Source organism: Pseudomonas sp. GW821-FHT02C04 (genome assembly GCF_059421845.1).
On the sequence record NZ_JBWKVT010000005.1, the window covers coordinates 310,183 to 324,947 of the forward strand.

The window sequence follows — 14,765 nt, forward strand, 5'->3', positions numbered from 1 at the left end:
CGGCCACTTGGCCTGGAGACAGATGGGCTTTCACGGACAGGTATTCGAAGTCCGGTGAGCTTTCGTTGCTCCACTTGAGTGGTAACGAAACAGACGCGGCCAGCGCTTGAGGGCTATTAGCGGTCAGAGCCTGAAAGGCAGGCAGGCATGAGTGAATCGCCGGGCTATGGAAGGCCTGGATGGCTGGGGCAAACATTCCGTGTTATCCATCTATAAAATCCTTTTTTTATGATGAAAGGGAATTGAGCAGACTGTCAATCTGAGTGGTGGCTATTTGATTCTCCGTTGCCAGAATCATCGGTACAGCCTCTGGGGACCCCGTTTGAAAACAGTCATGGATAAACGAGCCAAACTGACCGGCAACCCTATTCCAAATGGGCAATGTTTGCCCCCCATCGAGACCTGATCGATCTGGATCTATGCTCCATGAACAAAGATGGCACTCGCGCGGGCGTGGGCTGACTAAGTTGGGCGGGTGCGCGTGGCGCCTGACTGACATGGACCGGACATGAACCAAAAGAGTCTGCAATTCAAATCCCTCACCGTGCTGCTGTTTCTGGTGACGGTGGCCTTCATCTGGATCCTGCTGCCGTTCTACGGTGCGGTGTTCTGGGCGGTGATCCTCGGCATTCTGTTCGCGCCGATGCAGCGCCGGTTGCAGCAGAAATTCGGCTGGCAACGCAATCTGACGTCACTGTTTACCCTGAGTGTCTGCGTGGTAATCGCGATCCTGCCGGTGATCGTCATCAGCGTGTTGCTGGTGCAGGAAGGGGCGGTGCTCTACGACAACATCGAAAGCGGCAAGCTCGACATCGGCGCGTATCTGGCGCAGTTCAAGCACAGCCTGCCGCCGTACTTTCAGCATTTGCTAGACCGTTTTGGCGTGGGTGAACTCAATGCCTTGCGCGAGAAAATCGTCAAGGCTGCGATGCAGGGCAGTCAGGTGCTGGCGACCCAGGCGTTCAGTTTCGGCCAGGGCACGTTCGATTTCGTGGTGAGTTTTTTCATCATGTTGTACTTGCTGTTTTTCTTTCTGCGCGATGGCGCCGAACTGGCGCGCAAGGTGCGCACGGCGGTGCCGCTGGAGGAACATCACAAGCGTCGGCTGCAACTGAAGTTCAACCGGGTAGTACGCGCCACGGTCAAAGGCAACCTGCTGGTGGCTATCACTCAAGGCGCATTGGGCGGGGCGATTTTCTGGTTTCTCGACATTCCCAGTGCGTTGCTCTGGGCGGTGTTGATGGCGTTTCTGTCGCTGTTGCCAGCGGTGGGCGCGGGGATTGTCTGGGCGCCGGTGGCGGTTTATTTCCTGCTCAGCGGGATGATCTGGCAGGGCGTGGTGCTGGGGTTGTTCGGGATATTCGTGATTGGCCTGGTGGACAACGTGCTGCGTCCGGTGCTGGTCGGCAAGGACACCCGCATGCCCGACTATATGATTTTGATTTCGACGCTGGGCGGGATGGCCGTGTTCGGCCTCAATGGTTTCGTGATCGGGCCGCTGATCGCTGCATTGTTCATGTCGAGCTGGGCGCTGTTCATCGAAACCAGGCCGAAGGTGCAGTTGCCTTAAGCCTTGAACGGGCCGTTGATCAGCCGTTGAGACAATGCCTGAGCGGCTGGCAGTGAAGTGAGCGGGCCGCTGACCGGCTCGCCGTCGCGCACCAGATACCAGCAGGCGAGCAGTCCCATTTCTCTGAGCGATGCGGGAACCGCGCTGCCGATAACGGACATGATTTGAACCTGAGCCATGAGAAGTACCTCCATCAATCTATGGAGCTACCTTAAGGACTCGTCCGTTTCAGGGACAATCAACGCTTTCGATAGTGGACATTGATGCCAGTGAGGGCTGGCTCAATCCACCACTTGATCGAGCATGTGCACGATCTCGTGCTCATTGAGCAAGCCCTTGCGCACCAGGTTTTCCGCCAGCAGCGACACAAACTTCGCCGTGCGATGGCCTTCCAGGTGTTTGAGCTCGGTCAGTGCGTTGTACACCTTGCTCGAGGTGCATAAACCGACGATGCGGTGCGGATTCTGTGTAGGCATTCAAGTCGTCCTTGTTGTTATCAACCTGTTGTATGCGGACGGATTCAGATTGCGGTTCCGTCATGACAAATAGATGACCGTTTTGTGTTTTGCCCCGGCGGTCGAGTCCATCATGCCGACTTTAACGGTTCAAACTGTCCCCACAGCGACCTTGGCGAGATTTTTTCAGACTTTGTCCGACAGACGGCGCCCTTTATCCAGGGCAAGAAAAAGCCCCGCTAAACAGCGGGGCTTTGTGTTTTGGTTACCAGCGCGGGCCGCCGTAGTAGTGCGGACGACCGTAATAGCCGTGCGGAGGGCCGTAATACACCGGGGCCGGTTGCACGTAGACCGGTTGCTGTACGTAAACCGGGGCCGGCTGGTAGTAGACCGGTGGTGGCGGCTGTTGCACGTACACCGGTGCCGGTTGAGCGTAAACAGGCTGTTGAACATACACCGGACGATCCTGGTTGATGAGCGCCGAGCCGATGATGGCCGAGCCGACGATCGCACCAAATACCGCCGGGCCCTGCCAGCCACCGCCATGGGCTTCTGCCTGACCTGTGATAGCGCATGCACCGATCAACAAGGCCACGATGGGGAGTTTACGAATCATGATAAATCCTCGGTTCTTCGACCCGGCGTCCAGGCCTGCAACAGGCTCGGGATGGCGCGGGGATACTTCTAAGACAGCAACATTTGGAAAAACAGCACGGCGGCTGGGTAAATTTTGTGTAAGGTCTGTACCGGCTTGCTTACCGGGTTTCATGCCATGGCTGTGATGCCCGGAACAGACCGCCTTATGATCGTTCAGAACCCGATGGTCTGGCTAATCCCGTCCATCCGAAAGTGCATTAGAAGGAGACTCCCATGCAGATGAGCCCCAACAAAGACACCCAACTGTGCATGTCCCTGTCTGGGCGTCCCGGGAATTTCGGTCTGCGTTTTCATAACCATTTGTACGAGCAACTGGGCCTGAATTTCTACTACAAGGCGTTCAGCAGCCAGGACCTGACCGGTGCGGTCGGCGGGATACGCGCGCTGGGTATTCGCGGTTGCGGAGTGTCGATGCCGTTCAAGGAGGCCAGCATTGCGCTGGTCGATGAGCTGGATGCGTCGGCGGCAGCAATCCAGTCGATCAACACCATCGTCAACACCAACGGCCATCTCAAGGCCTACAACACCGATTACATCGCCATCGCCCAATTGCTGGAAACCCACGCGGTGCCGAAGGACTCGACCTTCGCCCTGCGCGGCAGCGGCGGCATGGCCAAGGCTGTGGCCAGTGCCTTGCGTGATGGCGGTTACAAGAATGGTTTGATCGTGGCGCGCAACGAACGCGCCGGCCGTGCGTTGGCGGATTCCCTGGGCTATCGCTGGCAGGCGGAGTTGGGCGATGAACGCCCGCAGATGCTGATCAACGTGACGCCAGTCGGCATGGACGGTGGTCCGGAAGCGGGTCAGCTTTCTTTTGACGTGGATGTGATCAAGTCTGCCGAGACTGTGTTCGATGTGGTGGCGATCCCCTCGGAAACCCCGCTGATCGTGCGTGGCCGCGTCGAAGGTAAAAAAGTGATCACCGGGCTGGAAGTGATCGCGATCCAGGCGCTGGAGCAGTTCGTGCTGTACACCGGCGTGCGGCCGACGGTCGAGCAGTTTGACGCAGCAGTGGCGTTTGCCCGTAGTTGATGGATCATCCTGAGCAACGGCAAATCCGCCCGGATTTACCGCTGCCTATACTGTCTGACCAGCAAGCCAAGACTTGCCCATCACAAGAACCGAGGTCTGCATGCATCCGCCCATTCTCAACCTGAATGACGTCGAACTCGAATCACTCCCCGAAGCCCTGGCCCCCGAAGGCGAAACGGCCGGGCGTTATCAGCAACGATTCGCCCGGGTCGGCCAGCAATTGGGCGCGCAAAAGCTCGGTTATCGGTTGTATGCGCTGCCACCGGGCATGCGCGGCAGCCCGTTTCACAGCCATCGGGTCAATGAAGAGATGTTTTACGTGGTGGCTGGGGAAGGGGAGGTGCGCCTCGGCGCCGAGCGGTTCCCGATCCGCGCCGGCGACGTGATCGCTTGCCCGCCGGGTGGCCCGGAAGCCGCGCATCAGATCATCAACACCAGCTCCGAAGAACTGCGCTATCTGGCGGTCAGCACCCAGCAGCAACCGGAAATCTGCGAGTACCCGGATTCGAACAAATATGCGGTGATGGATAATTTCAGCGTCGATGCCGAAGGCAATGCCTCGGGCTTCGTGGCGGTGGCGCGGCAGGCGGACGGGGTGGATTACTGGGACGGCGAATAACGCCGCCCCATTGCACTTATTCGAGTCGGGCCAGACGCTCTTCCAGCGCTGCAATCCGCGCTTCCAGTTCTTCGATGCGTTCGACTGAAATACCGCTCGCTGCACCGCGGTCACTCGGATTCTGCCGCGCGGCGATGATCGCCTCGATGTCCGCCGGATCACCCAGTGCATGGGTGTAGCGATCTTCACGCTGGCCGGCCTGACGGGGAATCAGCACCGCCAGATCTCGAGCGATCAGGCGTTCCAGCTGATGCACCACTTGTTCGGCGTCTTCGAATTCATGCATGCGACCGCTGCGGGTCAGCAGTTCGTTGACGGTCTGCGGGCCGCGCAGGAACATCAGTCCGGTCAGAATCAATTGCGCCGGCACCAGCTCCAGCGCCTTGTCGACCTTGTGCTCCCAGCGGTCGGCGCGACTGCCCATGACCAGTTTGGCGAAACCGCGACCTTCGAGGGCGCGCAGGCTCTGGCCGACCTGGCCCTGAGTCAGGTTCATCACCGGTTCCCGGCTGGTTTTCTGATTGCAGGCCAGCACCAGGGCGTTGAGGGTCAGCGGATAGGTTTCCGGGCTGGTGGCCTGTTTCTCGATCAGCGAACCCAGAATGCGGATTTCCGTGGCGTTGAGCCGTGGTTCGTTGGCGGTGGTTTCAAGTTCGGTGGTCATCGCGCGTTCCCTCTGCAGTCGAAGGCGCCTAGCCTAATCCTTGCTGGATAAAAGACAAGCCGCGCGGCGCGCGAGCATGGCTATAATCGCCCCACGATTCACCCAGCCACCACGTGAGACTGCCATGACCATTCCCCTGTACGCCGCATCCGTCCCGGTTTTCCAACAAATGCTCTACGCCTTGAGCGGTGTGTTGAAAAAGGCTGAGGCCCACGCCGCCGAGAAAAACATCGACCCGAACGCCTTCCTGCAGGCGCGTCTGTACCCGGACATGTTCCCGCTGGTGCGTCAGGTGCAGATCGCCGTGGACTTCGCCAAAGGCGTTTCTTCGCGTCTGGCTGAAGTCGAAATCCCGAAATACGACGACACAGAAACCACCTTCGCCGAGCTGCAAGCGCTGATCACCAAGGTTCTGGCCTTCATCGGTGAAATCAAGCCTGAGCAGATCAATGGCAAGGAAGGCATCGAGATCGTGACCCGTCCGGGCACACCGAAAGAGAAGCGCTTCTCCGGCCAGACTTACCTGCTGAGCTACGGTCTGCCGCAGTTCTTCTTCCACGTCACCACCGCTTACGACCTGCTGCGTCACAACGGTGTTGAAGTGGGCAAGCGCGATTACATGGGCGCGTTCTAAACCGCCTTGCAACGAAAAAGCCCGCCAAGGCGCAAACCTTGGCGGGCTTTTTATTGCGCTCGGTGTTTACGCCGGACGCTGGGTTTTCTGCTCTTCGCCCAGGCAAGCGGCGGCGGTGAACAGCACGTCGGTGGAGGAGTTGAGCGCCGTCTCGGCCGAATCCTGCAACACGCCGATGATGAAACCGACTGCGACCACTTGCATGGCGATTTCGCTCGGGATGCCGAACAGGCTGCACGCCAGCGGAATCAGCAGCAGCGAACCACCGGCCACACCCGATGCACCGCAGGCGCAGATTGCCGCGACGACGCTGAGCAGGATGGCGGTCGGGATGTCCACCGCGATGCCCAAAGTGTGCACGGCCGCGAGGGTCAGCACGGTGATGGTGATCGACGCGCCGGCCATGTTGATGGTGGCGCCGAGCGGAATCGACACCGAGTAGGTGTCTTCGTGCAGGCCCAGACGCTTGCTCAGTTCCAGGTTGACCGGAATGTTCGCTGCCGAGCTGCGGGTGAAGAACGCGGTGATGCCGCTTTCACGCAGGCATTTCAGTGTCAGCGGGTACGGGTTGCGACGCAGCTTCCAGAACACGATCAGTGGGTTCATCACCAGTGCGACGAACAGCATGCAGCCGAGCAGCACCGCCAGCAGATGCGCGTAACCGACCAGTGCACCAAAACCCGAAGTGGCCAAAGTCGAGGCCACCAGACCGAAAATCCCCAGCGGTGCGAAGCGGATCACCACGCGCACGATCAGGGTCACGCCGTTGGACAGGTCGCTGACCACTTCCCGGGTGGTGTCGCCTGCGTGGCGGATGGCTACGCCCATGCCGATGGCCCAGGCCAGAATGCCGATGAAGTTGGCGTTCATCAGCGCAGTGATCGGGTTTTCCACCACGCTCAGCAGCAGGCTTTGCAGCACTTCACCGATGCCGCCCGGCGCGCTCACGGCGATGTTGTCGGTGGACAGCACCAGATGCGACGGGAACATCGTGCTGGCGATCACCGCGACCACGGCGGCGGCGAAGGTGCCCAGCAGATACAGGAACAGAATCGGCCGGATGTGGGTTTCCTGGCCGTGCTTGTGGTTGGCGATCGACGCCATGACCAGCACGAACACCAGGATCGGCGCCACGGCTTTCAACGCCGAGACGAATACCTTGCCGATGAATGCGGTGCCTTTGGCCGCTTCCGGCGCGAACAGCGCGAGGGCGATGCCGGCAATCAGGCCGATCAGGATCTGCGTGACCAGGCTGAGGCTTTTAAGGCGTTGCAATAGAGAAGGGGATGAAGCGGTCATAACGGCATCTCTGCTTTTTTATAGGGTGCAAGGTTGCGTGATCCGGGCGATGAATCGGGGGCAGGCCACAGACACGAACCGAAAGGAATGACGCGACAGCCACGCCGTTAAACGGGCGGCTGAACAGGGTGTACGTTTTGCAGGGCGCGGACTTTATCACAGCGTCGTCCGGATCCTTCAGACCTGTGACGATCTGCCACCGGATTGTTCGGCAACTTCGACAGGTTTGTGCAAGTCACTCTGGAAACACTCTGTTAAGATTGCGCATCCTTATTTTCAAGTTCTGCCGGCGGGCCTTCGGGTCAGCGCTGGTGTCGTCGTTTTGCTGGAGTTCCTCATGCTGTTGCCCATCCTTCTGTTGTCTGCCGCCGGGTTCACGGTGCTGACCACAGAGTTCGTCATCGTCGGCCTGTTGCCGGCGATTGCCCGCGACCTGGCCGTCACCATCCCGCAAGCCGGGTTGCTGGTGACTCTATTCGCTTTCACCGTGGCCATGTTCGGCCCATTCTTGACGGCATATTTCGCCCGTTTCGAACGGCGCAAACTGTTCATCACCATTCTGATCATGTTCGGACTGGCCAATACCGTGGCGGCATTCGCACCGAACATCTGGGTCATGGCCATTGCCCGGCTGATTCCAGCGCTGGGGCTGCCGGTGTTCTGGGCGCTGGCCAGTGAAACCGCCGTGGATATCGTCGGCCCGGACTTCGCCGGTCGCGCGATCGCCAAGATCGGCTTCGGCATCGTCTGCGCCACGGTATTCGGCATTCCGGTCGGCACGCTGATTTCCGACGCGTTCGGCTGGCGCAGTGCGTTCGGTATTCTGGCGGTGATCGCGTTTGCCAAGGCGTTGCTGCTGTTTGTCTATCTGCCGAAAACCAGCCTGCACCAGCATCAGGTCAGCTTCGCTTCGCAGTTCAAGATCCTGCGCAGCCCGCTGATGCTTGGTCATGTGCTGCTGTCGATCCTGGTGTTCAGCGGCATGTTCACCGCCTACACCTATCTGGCGGATATCCTCGAACGTCTGGCCGGCTTCAATGGCACCGTGGTCGGCTGGTGCCTGATGGGCTTTGGCGCGGTCGGCCTGATCGGCAACTCGCTGGGCGGTCGCGCGGTGGATCGTCATCCGTTGATGGCGTCGGTGATGTTCTGTGCGTTCATGATCCCCGGGATGGTGGCGCTGGTGCCGAACATCAATTCGTCGCTGGGTCTGGCGGCGGCGATGGGGATCTGGGGCGTGACGCAGGCGGCGCTGTTTCTGGTCAGCCACGTGCGCTTGATGAAAGCCGCACCTGAGGCGCCGGCCTTCGCCGCGTCGCTGAACATTGCCGGGGCCAACCTCGGGATTGGTCTGGGCGCGATCATTGGCGGTCGAGTGATCGACAGCGCCGGTCTGGGCTTCGTCGGTTTCGCCGCAGCCGGGTTCATTCTGCTGTCGATCTTCCTCGCCATGGTATTGATGGTGCTCAAGCCGCGCGACGTCTGCGCGCCGGCTTAAAACTCTGTAAACAGCTCTCGTCGGGCACCTTCGGTAATCGCTTTGATGCCGGGGTGCTTGACCTTGCGTTCCACCGAGATCGCGTAGAACGACTCGCTCACCGCATCGGTCTGACCGATCAACTCGACGCCGTACTGGCGCATCACCTCATCGGCAATCACGCTCGGGCCAATGAAAATTCCGCTGCCGGATTGGCCGAACGCCTGCATCAAGGCGCTGTCATCGAACTCCCCGACAATTCTTGGCTGAATCTGTTGCTCGGCGAACCAGCGCTGCAAACGGCTGCGCACTACGGTTTCTGCGCCGGGGATCAACAGCGGCGCACCGTGCAGGCTGCGCGGGAAGTCCTGACCGTATTGTGCTGCCAACTCGGCGGTGGCGAAGAAGCTGATCCCGCATTCCCCGAGTTTCTGGCTGTAGCCCTTGATGTCCAGGTGCGAGGGCATCGGGCTGTCGGAGATCACCAGGTCCAGGCGCTGGATCGCCAGATCCGCCAGTAACCGCTCGAGTTTGTCCTCGCGGCAGGTGATGCGCAGCGGTTCGCTCAACTCCATGGTCGGCGCGATCAGACGATAGACGATGGATTTGGGCACGACGTCCGCCACGCCGACGCGAAACAGGATCTGCTGTTCATTGGGCTGGGCGCGCAGCATCAGTTCCAGTTCGCCGCCGAGCTGGAACATCTGCTCGGCGTAGGGCAGGGCCTGGCGCCCGGCCTCGGTGAGCTCAAGTTGCCGGCCGACCCGTTGAAACAATTCGATGCCGTAAGTCTGTTCGAGCAGGGAGATCTGCCCGCTGATGGTTTGTGGCGTCAGGTTCAGTTGCTCGCACGCGCGCACGATGCTGCCGGTCTTGGCGACCACCCAGAAGTAGTGCAGTTGTCGGTAATTGAGCATGGGGTTCGGTCCGTCAAATACAGTTCGTATAAATCGAAGTATAGCCGCTAAAAATACGAATTTTCCTGAAGTGTTTGTCTCCCTAGAATGCCCAGCCATCGACGGGTGGTTTGCGACCCTGTCTGTTCATTGGAAGGAAACCTCATGAAATACACGATCCCGGCACTGATGTTTACGTCTTTACTGCTTATGACTGGTTGCGATCAGGCGGAAAAAAGCGCCCAGCAGTTGATGGGCAAGGCGGCCGAGAGCGCCAAACAGGCGATCGACGACACGCACAAAGCCGCTGAACAAGCGCTCAGCGACGCCACCGGCGGCCTGATCGAGAAAAAAGAAGCACCGGAAAAAGATGAGGAAAAATCCGAATCTTCCTCCAAGACCATCTAAATCGTCTTACAAGAGTCAGGACTGACCCATGGAATATCTGTTAGAACTCGCTTCCAGCCCGACCGCCTGGATTGCCTTGGCCACACTGGTGGTGATGGAAATCGTGCTGGGCATCGATAACCTGATCTTCATCTCGATCCTGACCAACAAACTGCCCGAGCAGTACCGGCAGAAGGCCCGTCGCCTGGGCATCGGCATGGCGCTGATCATGCGTCTGGCGCTGTTGAGCACCATCGCGTTCATCGTTCAGTTGACCGCGCCGGTCATCGAGATCCTCGGCCAGGCGTTCTCCTGGAAGGACATGATCCTGATCGCCGGTGGCCTGTTCCTGGTGTGGAAAGCGACGACCGAGATCCATCACAGCATGGACCCGGCGCCGGAAGATCCGAAGTCCGCGACGTCGACAGTGACCCTGGGCTTTGCCGCCGCCATCGGGCAGATCCTGATGCTGGACATGGTGTTCTCGATCGACAGCATCATTACCGCGGTCGGCATGACTGAACACTTGCCGATCATGGTGATTGCGGTAGTGGTCTCGGTGCTGGTGATGCTGTTTGCAGCTGATCCGCTGGCCAAGTTCATCAACGACAACCCGACGGTGGTGATGCTGGCCCTGGGCTTCCTCATCATGATCGGCATGACGCTGATCGCCGAAGGCTTCGGCGCCCACGTACCGAAAGGTTATGTGTATGCCGCCATGGCGTTCTCGGCTTCGATTGAAGTGCTGAACATGATGTCCCGCCGCGCCAGGCAGAAGAAACTGACTGCCGAAGCGTAATCGCTGGAAAACCAAAGGCCGCCTGAACTCGCGAGAGTCCAGGCGGCCTTTTTTGTTTGAGTCGGTTACAGGAGGTCAGTGCGCGGTGGCGTGACGGGCGCTGTGTTTCTCGATTTTCTTGATCGGTGCGGGTTGTACGGGGTGATGATGGCGCCGGGAAATCCGCAACACGCCCCACAGCATGGCGGCGGCGACGGCCAGCCAGCCGGCAATCAGCATTACGATGGTCATGGTCAGGCTCATCTGTGCCTCCTCTTTGCCCTGCGTCGGGCGCTCGCTCTTTTGCGCTTGTCTGGATGACAGTCTAGTCGCTGGCGTGTTTCAGGCTATTGACCAAAGGTCGGTGGTGACCAATCACTTCGCTCTATGCAGGCGATGCATCTGCCCCTTTGGGCTATACCGCAGCGTTACGCCGTCCTATGATCCTCGACCAAGCCGGAACACGATGACCGGTAACTGATCAAGAGAGTGACGATGGTGCAGCTATTTTCCCGGATTCGCATGGCGTTGCTGGTGGCCGGTTGCGTGACAGCATTGGTGGGTTGTGCGGGCAGTGTGGCGCCCGAGGTCCAGCGCCTGCCGGAGCGCGTCGAACTCAGCGGCACTTTCTATCGCGGTGAAGCCAATCAGAGCGGGCCGCAAGTGCTGGCCAGTCTGCTGTCGCAACAGGGCGTCATGATCACGCCGGGCCTGTTGGAAAAGCCGCTGCACCTGCCGGGCGCCGAGGACAAGTTGCAGCAGAACATGCAGAACCTGGCCCGTGAGTACGGCATGGTGGTCTATCCACTGGATAGTCAGTTGCCCGCACTGCTGACCCAAGTGGCGGCCGGTTATCCGGTGATGGTGCGTTTCAGCGAGGGTTCGGCGTTCTGGGCGGGACCGCGCTACGCGATCCTCTCCGGTTATGACCGGAAAAAGCAGAAGGTGCTGCTGCGCGCCGGGATGAACCGTCGCGAATTGATGAGTTTCAGTTCTTTCGAATCGGCGTTCGAGAAGTCGGGTGGTTGGGCGGTACTGATTCAAAAACCTTCGCAGATTCCCGCTGGGGTCGATCGCCAGCGTTGGTTGAAAGCGGCTGATGAACTGGCACAGGCCGGTCAGGAGCGCGAGGCGGCACAGGCCCGCAAGGCGCTGGAAGCGAAATGAGGTTCCGTCCGTCTTCTGACGGGCACGATGGCGCGGGGCTAAGCTCTTAAAGGTAACGCCCGATTTTTCGGGTGATGACCCGAATGAGAGGTGCGTATGAGTACCGATTCGAGCTTCGACGACCATAAACCGGACAGTGTGCCGACTACGCCGGAACCGGACGTGGATCCGGTGCTGGACCCGGACAGCCCGCTGCGTGATCCGCTGGCCCGCCCTGTCGTCGTGACGCCGGAACATCGGCGCGATCCAAGTGCCGGTGACGGCATTCCCGATGATGACCAGATGCCGCTGCCCAACGACTGATTCAGCAGACGAAAAAAAGCCCCGAATGTTCGGGGCTTTTTCTTGTGTCGCGGATTACTTGGACGCTTCGACGACGCCGCTGTGACGACCCTTGAGGTTCTTCTCGGCCTTGTATTGCTGAGCCACCGCCGGAACGTTGGTGCTTCTGCCGGTTTCCATCCAGCTGCGGATGCGGCTCGCATCGGCAAAGTGGGTGTACTTGCCGAATGCGTCGAGAATCACCAGGGCGACCGGACGGTTGCTCATCTTGGTCACAAGCACCAGGCAATGGCCAGCCGGATTGGTGAAGCCGGTTTTAGTGATCTTGATGTCCCAGTCGGCTTTGTTGACCAGGTGGTCGGTGTTGCGGAAACCCAGGGTGTAGTTGGGTTTGCGGAACGAAACGGTTTTTTCCTTGGTAGTGGTGAGCTCGCTGAGGATCGGATGTTTCTGCGCGGCCATCAGCAACTTGCTCAGGTCACGGGCGGTGGAAACGTTGCGTTCCGACAGGCCGGTCGGTTCGACGAAGTGGGTGCTGGTCATGCCCAGCGCCTTGGCCTTGGCGTTCATCGCCGCGATGAATGCCACGTAGCCGCCTGGGTAGTGGTGGGCCAGGCTGGCTGCCGCGCGGTTTTCCGAGGACATCAGGGCAATCAGCAGCATCTCTCGGCGCGGCAATTCGCTACGCAGTTTGACCCGGGAAAACACGCCTTTCATTTCCGGGGTATGGCTGATGTCGACGTCAATCCATTCGTCCATGTTCTGGTGTGCTTCAACCACGACTAGACCGGTCATCAACTTGCTGACGGAAGCGATCGGCACGATCACGTCCGGATTGCTGGAGTAGATGACTTTATTGGTCTGCAGATCCATCAGCAGGGCGCTGCCAGAGGCGATTTTCAGTTGCGAGGCGTCTCGGGGGGCAGCGGTGGTTTCGGCGGCGTTGACCGTTGGCGTGAGGAGCGTGCCTGAAAATGCAAAAACCAGGCTCAGGATGGACAGACGAATATTCACGCGGGCGAACTCATGAAGGTTGGAAATGCCGTTATTTGTAACGGACTGTGTCGTAAAACGACGCATTCTAGGAGTATGGCTGAAGATCTGTCGATGGTTGTTTGTGGGGCATGAAAAAGTCGTGAAAAGCCCTGTAAAAATAGGGGTTTCCGGCGAACGGTAAAGGTTTTTTCGAGGACATGAAAAACCCCGCACGAGGCGGGGTTTCGGGAGCGCGGGAAAAGCGCCTCAGGCGTGCAGGGTTTCTGCCGCGTACAGCGTGTTTTCCAGCAGGCAGGCGCGGGTCATCGGGCCGACGCCACCCGGTACTGGAGTGATCCAGCCGGCGCGAGGCAGGGCGGTTTCGTACACGACGTCACCGACCAGTTTGCCGTCGTCCTGACGGTTGATGCCGACGTCGATCACGATCGCGCCTTCCTTGATCCACTCGCCCTTGACCAGACCCGGCTTGCCGGCGGCCACCACGACCAGATCGGCGCGGCCGACGTGGCCTGCCAGGTCCTTGGTGAAGCGGTGGGTCACGGTCACGGTGCAACCGGCCAGCAGCAGTTCCATGGCCATCGGGCGACCGACGATGTTGGAAGCGCCGACAACCACGGCGTCCATCCCGTACAGATCGACACCGGTGCTTTCCAGCAAGGTCATGATGCCTTTCGGGGTGCAGGGGCGCAGCAGCGGAATGCGCTGGGCCAGGCGGCCGACGTTATAAGGATGGAAACCATCTACGTCCTTGTCCGGGCGGATGCGTTCCAGCAGTTTGGAGGCGTCCAGGTGCTCAGGCAGTGGAAGTTGAAGCAGAACGCCGTCGATTGCCGGGTCGTCGTTCAGTCGATCGATCAGATCGGTCAGCGCTTCTTGAGTGGTTTCGGAAGGCAGGTCGTAGGCTTGAGAGAGGAAGCCGACCTCTTCACAGTCTTTACGCTTGTGCGAGACATAAACCTGAGAGGCAGGATCGCTGCCGACCAGGATCACCGCGAGGCCGGGAGTGCGCAAGCCTTGCTCGCGACGTTCGGCTACCCGTTGGGCGATCTGCTGGCGCAGGCTGGCGGCGATTGATTTGCCGTCGATTAGTTGTGCAGTCATTGCGCGTGATTAACCATCGAGAGGGGAAAAAAAGAGAACGCATTCTCGCATGTCAGACGGTGAGGGCAAAGGCGCTTGGTCAGCAAATTCCCCTAAGCCCTTTAATTAAATGAATTTTTTTTAAAAAGGATTTGACGACCTGCAGGTCGCTCTATACTATTCGTCGCACTTGTCGGGCACAGCCTAGCACTGGTTAAGAAGGTTGAGCGGAATCAAGGTTCTGCGAGACTGGAAAGCACTTAGTTTGTAGTCCTCCAAGGGTACAGCTAACAAGGCGCCCGTAGCTCAGCTGGATAGAGCATCCGCCTTCTAAGCGGATGGTCGCAGGTTCGAGTCCTGCCGGGTGCGCCATTAGGCAGCTTTGGCACAAGTAACGCGATATGGTGGGCGTAGCTCAGTTGGTAGAGCACGGGATTGTGACTCCCGTTGTCGTGGGTTCGATCCCCATCGTCCACCCCATATTTCGAAAGGCGCCAGATGTAACAGTCTGGCGCCTTTGCTTTAAAAAGCTTCATCCGCGGATGTGGTGGAATTGGTAGACACACTGGATTTAGGTTCCAGCGCCGCGAGGCGTAAGAGTTCGAGTCTCTTCATCCGCACCAGTCAAAGCTTCATTCATGCCGTTGGTAGGGTGAAGTTCTACAAAGAAGTTGTTTGGCTTCTTTGGCACGCAATATGGTGGGCGTAGCTCAGTTGGTAGAGCACGGGATTGTGACTCCCGTTGTCGTGGGTTCGATCCCCATCGTCCACC

At 59.1% G+C, this 14,765-nt stretch carries 18 protein-coding genes and 4 tRNA genes; 13 read left to right on the top strand and 9 right to left on the bottom strand.

All coding sequences use genetic code 11. From position 1 onward, the window contains the following. Positions 1–508 precede the first annotated feature (508 nt). Positions 509–1,570 (top strand): AI-2E family transporter, encoded by a 1,062-nt coding sequence (locus AC07VV_RS20060; RefSeq protein ID WP_495037258.1) that lies wholly within the window; start codon positions 509–511, stop codon positions 1,568–1,570. Here AC07VV_RS20060 and AC07VV_RS20065 read toward each other — a convergent pair. The 3 genes from AC07VV_RS20065 to AC07VV_RS20075 form a co-directional block, all read right to left on the bottom strand. Beyond that, positions 1,567–1,749 (bottom strand): hypothetical protein, encoded by a 183-nt coding sequence (locus AC07VV_RS20065; protein WP_096822349.1) that lies wholly within the window; start codon positions 1,747–1,749, stop codon positions 1,567–1,569. The genes AC07VV_RS20060 and AC07VV_RS20065 overlap by 4 nt on opposite strands. Before the next feature lie 102 nt (positions 1,750–1,851). Then, a complete protein-coding gene (locus AC07VV_RS20070) occupies positions 1,852–2,046 on the bottom strand; it encodes a hypothetical protein (RefSeq protein ID WP_085712486.1) in 195 nt (64 codons plus the stop codon). Between the two features lie 244 nt (positions 2,047–2,290). Continuing rightward, positions 2,291–2,641, bottom strand: a complete 351-nt coding sequence (locus AC07VV_RS20075) for a hypothetical protein (RefSeq protein ID WP_096822348.1) — start codon at positions 2,639–2,641, stop codon at positions 2,291–2,293. A 254-nt stretch (positions 2,642–2,895) separates the two neighbouring features. On the opposite strand from AC07VV_RS20075, the gene AC07VV_RS20080 reads away from it, so the two are divergent. Both AC07VV_RS20080 and AC07VV_RS20085 read left to right on the top strand, forming a co-directional pair. Further along, positions 2,896–3,714: a shikimate 5-dehydrogenase gene (locus tag AC07VV_RS20080; RefSeq protein ID WP_495037259.1), complete on the top strand. Its 819-nt coding sequence runs from the start codon at positions 2,896–2,898 to the stop codon at positions 3,712–3,714. A 100-nt stretch (positions 3,715–3,814) separates the two neighbouring features. Then, positions 3,815–4,333, top strand: coding sequence for a cupin domain-containing protein (locus AC07VV_RS20085; protein ID WP_495037260.1), 519 nt, complete (start codon positions 3,815–3,817; stop codon positions 4,331–4,333). A gap of 16 nt (positions 4,334–4,349) precedes the next feature. Here AC07VV_RS20085 and AC07VV_RS20090 read toward each other — a convergent pair whose 3' ends face one another. Beyond that, complete coding sequence (locus AC07VV_RS20090; RefSeq protein ID WP_495037261.1) at positions 4,350–4,997, bottom strand: YceH family protein; 648 nt, start codon at positions 4,995–4,997, stop codon at positions 4,350–4,352. A 124-nt stretch (positions 4,998–5,121) separates the two neighbouring features. Here AC07VV_RS20090 and AC07VV_RS20095 point away from each other — a divergent pair, with 124 nt between their 5' ends. Continuing rightward, positions 5,122–5,631 carry a DUF1993 domain-containing protein gene (locus tag AC07VV_RS20095; protein ID WP_495037262.1) on the top strand — a complete coding sequence of 170 codons (510 nt, stop codon included), beginning with the start codon at positions 5,122–5,124 and terminating at the stop codon, positions 5,629–5,631. 66 nt (positions 5,632–5,697) lie between these two features. On the opposite strand, the gene sstT is transcribed toward AC07VV_RS20095, so the two are convergent. Continuing rightward, positions 5,698–6,930, bottom strand: a complete 1,233-nt coding sequence (gene sstT / locus AC07VV_RS20100) for a serine/threonine transporter SstT (protein ID WP_495037263.1) — start codon at positions 6,928–6,930, stop codon at positions 5,698–5,700. A gap of 337 nt (positions 6,931–7,267) precedes the next feature. On the opposite strand from sstT, the gene AC07VV_RS20105 reads away from it, so the two are divergent. Further along, on the top strand, positions 7,268–8,428 hold the full coding sequence (locus AC07VV_RS20105; RefSeq protein ID WP_102621716.1) for an MFS transporter: 1,161 nt from the start codon (positions 7,268–7,270) through the stop codon (positions 8,426–8,428). Here AC07VV_RS20105 and nhaR read toward each other — a convergent pair. Next, a complete protein-coding gene (gene nhaR / locus AC07VV_RS20110) occupies positions 8,425–9,324 on the bottom strand; it encodes a transcriptional activator NhaR (protein ID WP_495037264.1) in 900 nt (299 codons plus the stop codon). The genes AC07VV_RS20105 and nhaR overlap by 4 nt on opposite strands. A gap of 144 nt (positions 9,325–9,468) precedes the next feature. Here nhaR and AC07VV_RS20115 point away from each other — a divergent pair, with 144 nt between their 5' ends. Together AC07VV_RS20115 and AC07VV_RS20120 are read left to right on the top strand one after the other, a co-directional pair. Next, entirely contained in the window at positions 9,469–9,711 is a 243-nt protein-coding gene (locus tag AC07VV_RS20115) for a hypothetical protein (protein ID WP_495037265.1), read from the top strand. A 28-nt stretch (positions 9,712–9,739) separates the two neighbouring features. After that, positions 9,740–10,489 (top strand): TerC family protein, encoded by a 750-nt coding sequence (locus tag AC07VV_RS20120; protein WP_192558454.1) that lies wholly within the window; start codon positions 9,740–9,742, stop codon positions 10,487–10,489. Between the two features lie 75 nt (positions 10,490–10,564). Here AC07VV_RS20120 and AC07VV_RS20125 read toward each other — a convergent pair whose 3' ends face one another. After that, on the bottom strand, positions 10,565–10,732 hold the full coding sequence (locus tag AC07VV_RS20125) for a hypothetical protein (protein ID WP_167443780.1): 168 nt from the start codon (positions 10,730–10,732) through the stop codon (positions 10,565–10,567). A gap of 231 nt (positions 10,733–10,963) precedes the next feature. Here AC07VV_RS20125 and AC07VV_RS20130 point away from each other — a divergent pair, with 231 nt between their 5' ends. Together AC07VV_RS20130 and AC07VV_RS20135 are read left to right on the top strand one after the other, a co-directional pair. After that, positions 10,964–11,635 (top strand): peptidase C39 family protein, encoded by a 672-nt coding sequence (locus AC07VV_RS20130; RefSeq protein ID WP_495037266.1) that lies wholly within the window; start codon positions 10,964–10,966, stop codon positions 11,633–11,635. A gap of 96 nt (positions 11,636–11,731) precedes the next feature. Continuing rightward, entirely contained in the window at positions 11,732–11,938 is a 207-nt protein-coding gene (locus AC07VV_RS20135; protein ID WP_493065163.1) for a hypothetical protein, read from the top strand. A 54-nt stretch (positions 11,939–11,992) separates the two neighbouring features. Here the strand turns inward: AC07VV_RS20135 and pbpG are convergent, their stop codons facing one another. Both pbpG and folD read right to left on the bottom strand, forming a co-directional pair. After that, positions 11,993–12,931 carry a D-alanyl-D-alanine endopeptidase gene (gene pbpG, locus AC07VV_RS20140; RefSeq protein WP_493073795.1) on the bottom strand — a complete coding sequence of 313 codons (939 nt, stop codon included), beginning with the start codon at positions 12,929–12,931 and terminating at the stop codon, positions 11,993–11,995. Positions 12,932–13,159: 228 nt separating this feature from the next. Beyond that, positions 13,160–14,014 (bottom strand): bifunctional methylenetetrahydrofolate dehydrogenase/methenyltetrahydrofolate cyclohydrolase FolD, encoded by an 855-nt coding sequence (gene folD, locus AC07VV_RS20145; protein ID WP_085712473.1) that lies wholly within the window; start codon positions 14,012–14,014, stop codon positions 13,160–13,162. A gap of 274 nt (positions 14,015–14,288) precedes the next feature. Between folD and AC07VV_RS20150 the strand changes: the two genes are divergently transcribed. The 4 genes from AC07VV_RS20150 to AC07VV_RS20165 all read left to right on the top strand — a co-directional run bounded on the left by AC07VV_RS20150 (position 14,289) and on the right by AC07VV_RS20165 (position 14,765). Continuing rightward, a tRNA-Arg gene (locus tag AC07VV_RS20150) sits at positions 14,289–14,365 on the top strand. A 32-nt stretch (positions 14,366–14,397) separates the two neighbouring features. Next, positions 14,398–14,473: transfer RNA gene (locus AC07VV_RS20155), tRNA-His, on the top strand. A 58-nt stretch (positions 14,474–14,531) separates the two neighbouring features. Continuing rightward, a tRNA-Leu gene (locus tag AC07VV_RS20160) sits at positions 14,532–14,616 on the top strand. Positions 14,617–14,692: 76 nt separating this feature from the next. Beyond that, positions 14,693–14,765, top strand: a tRNA-His gene (locus AC07VV_RS20165).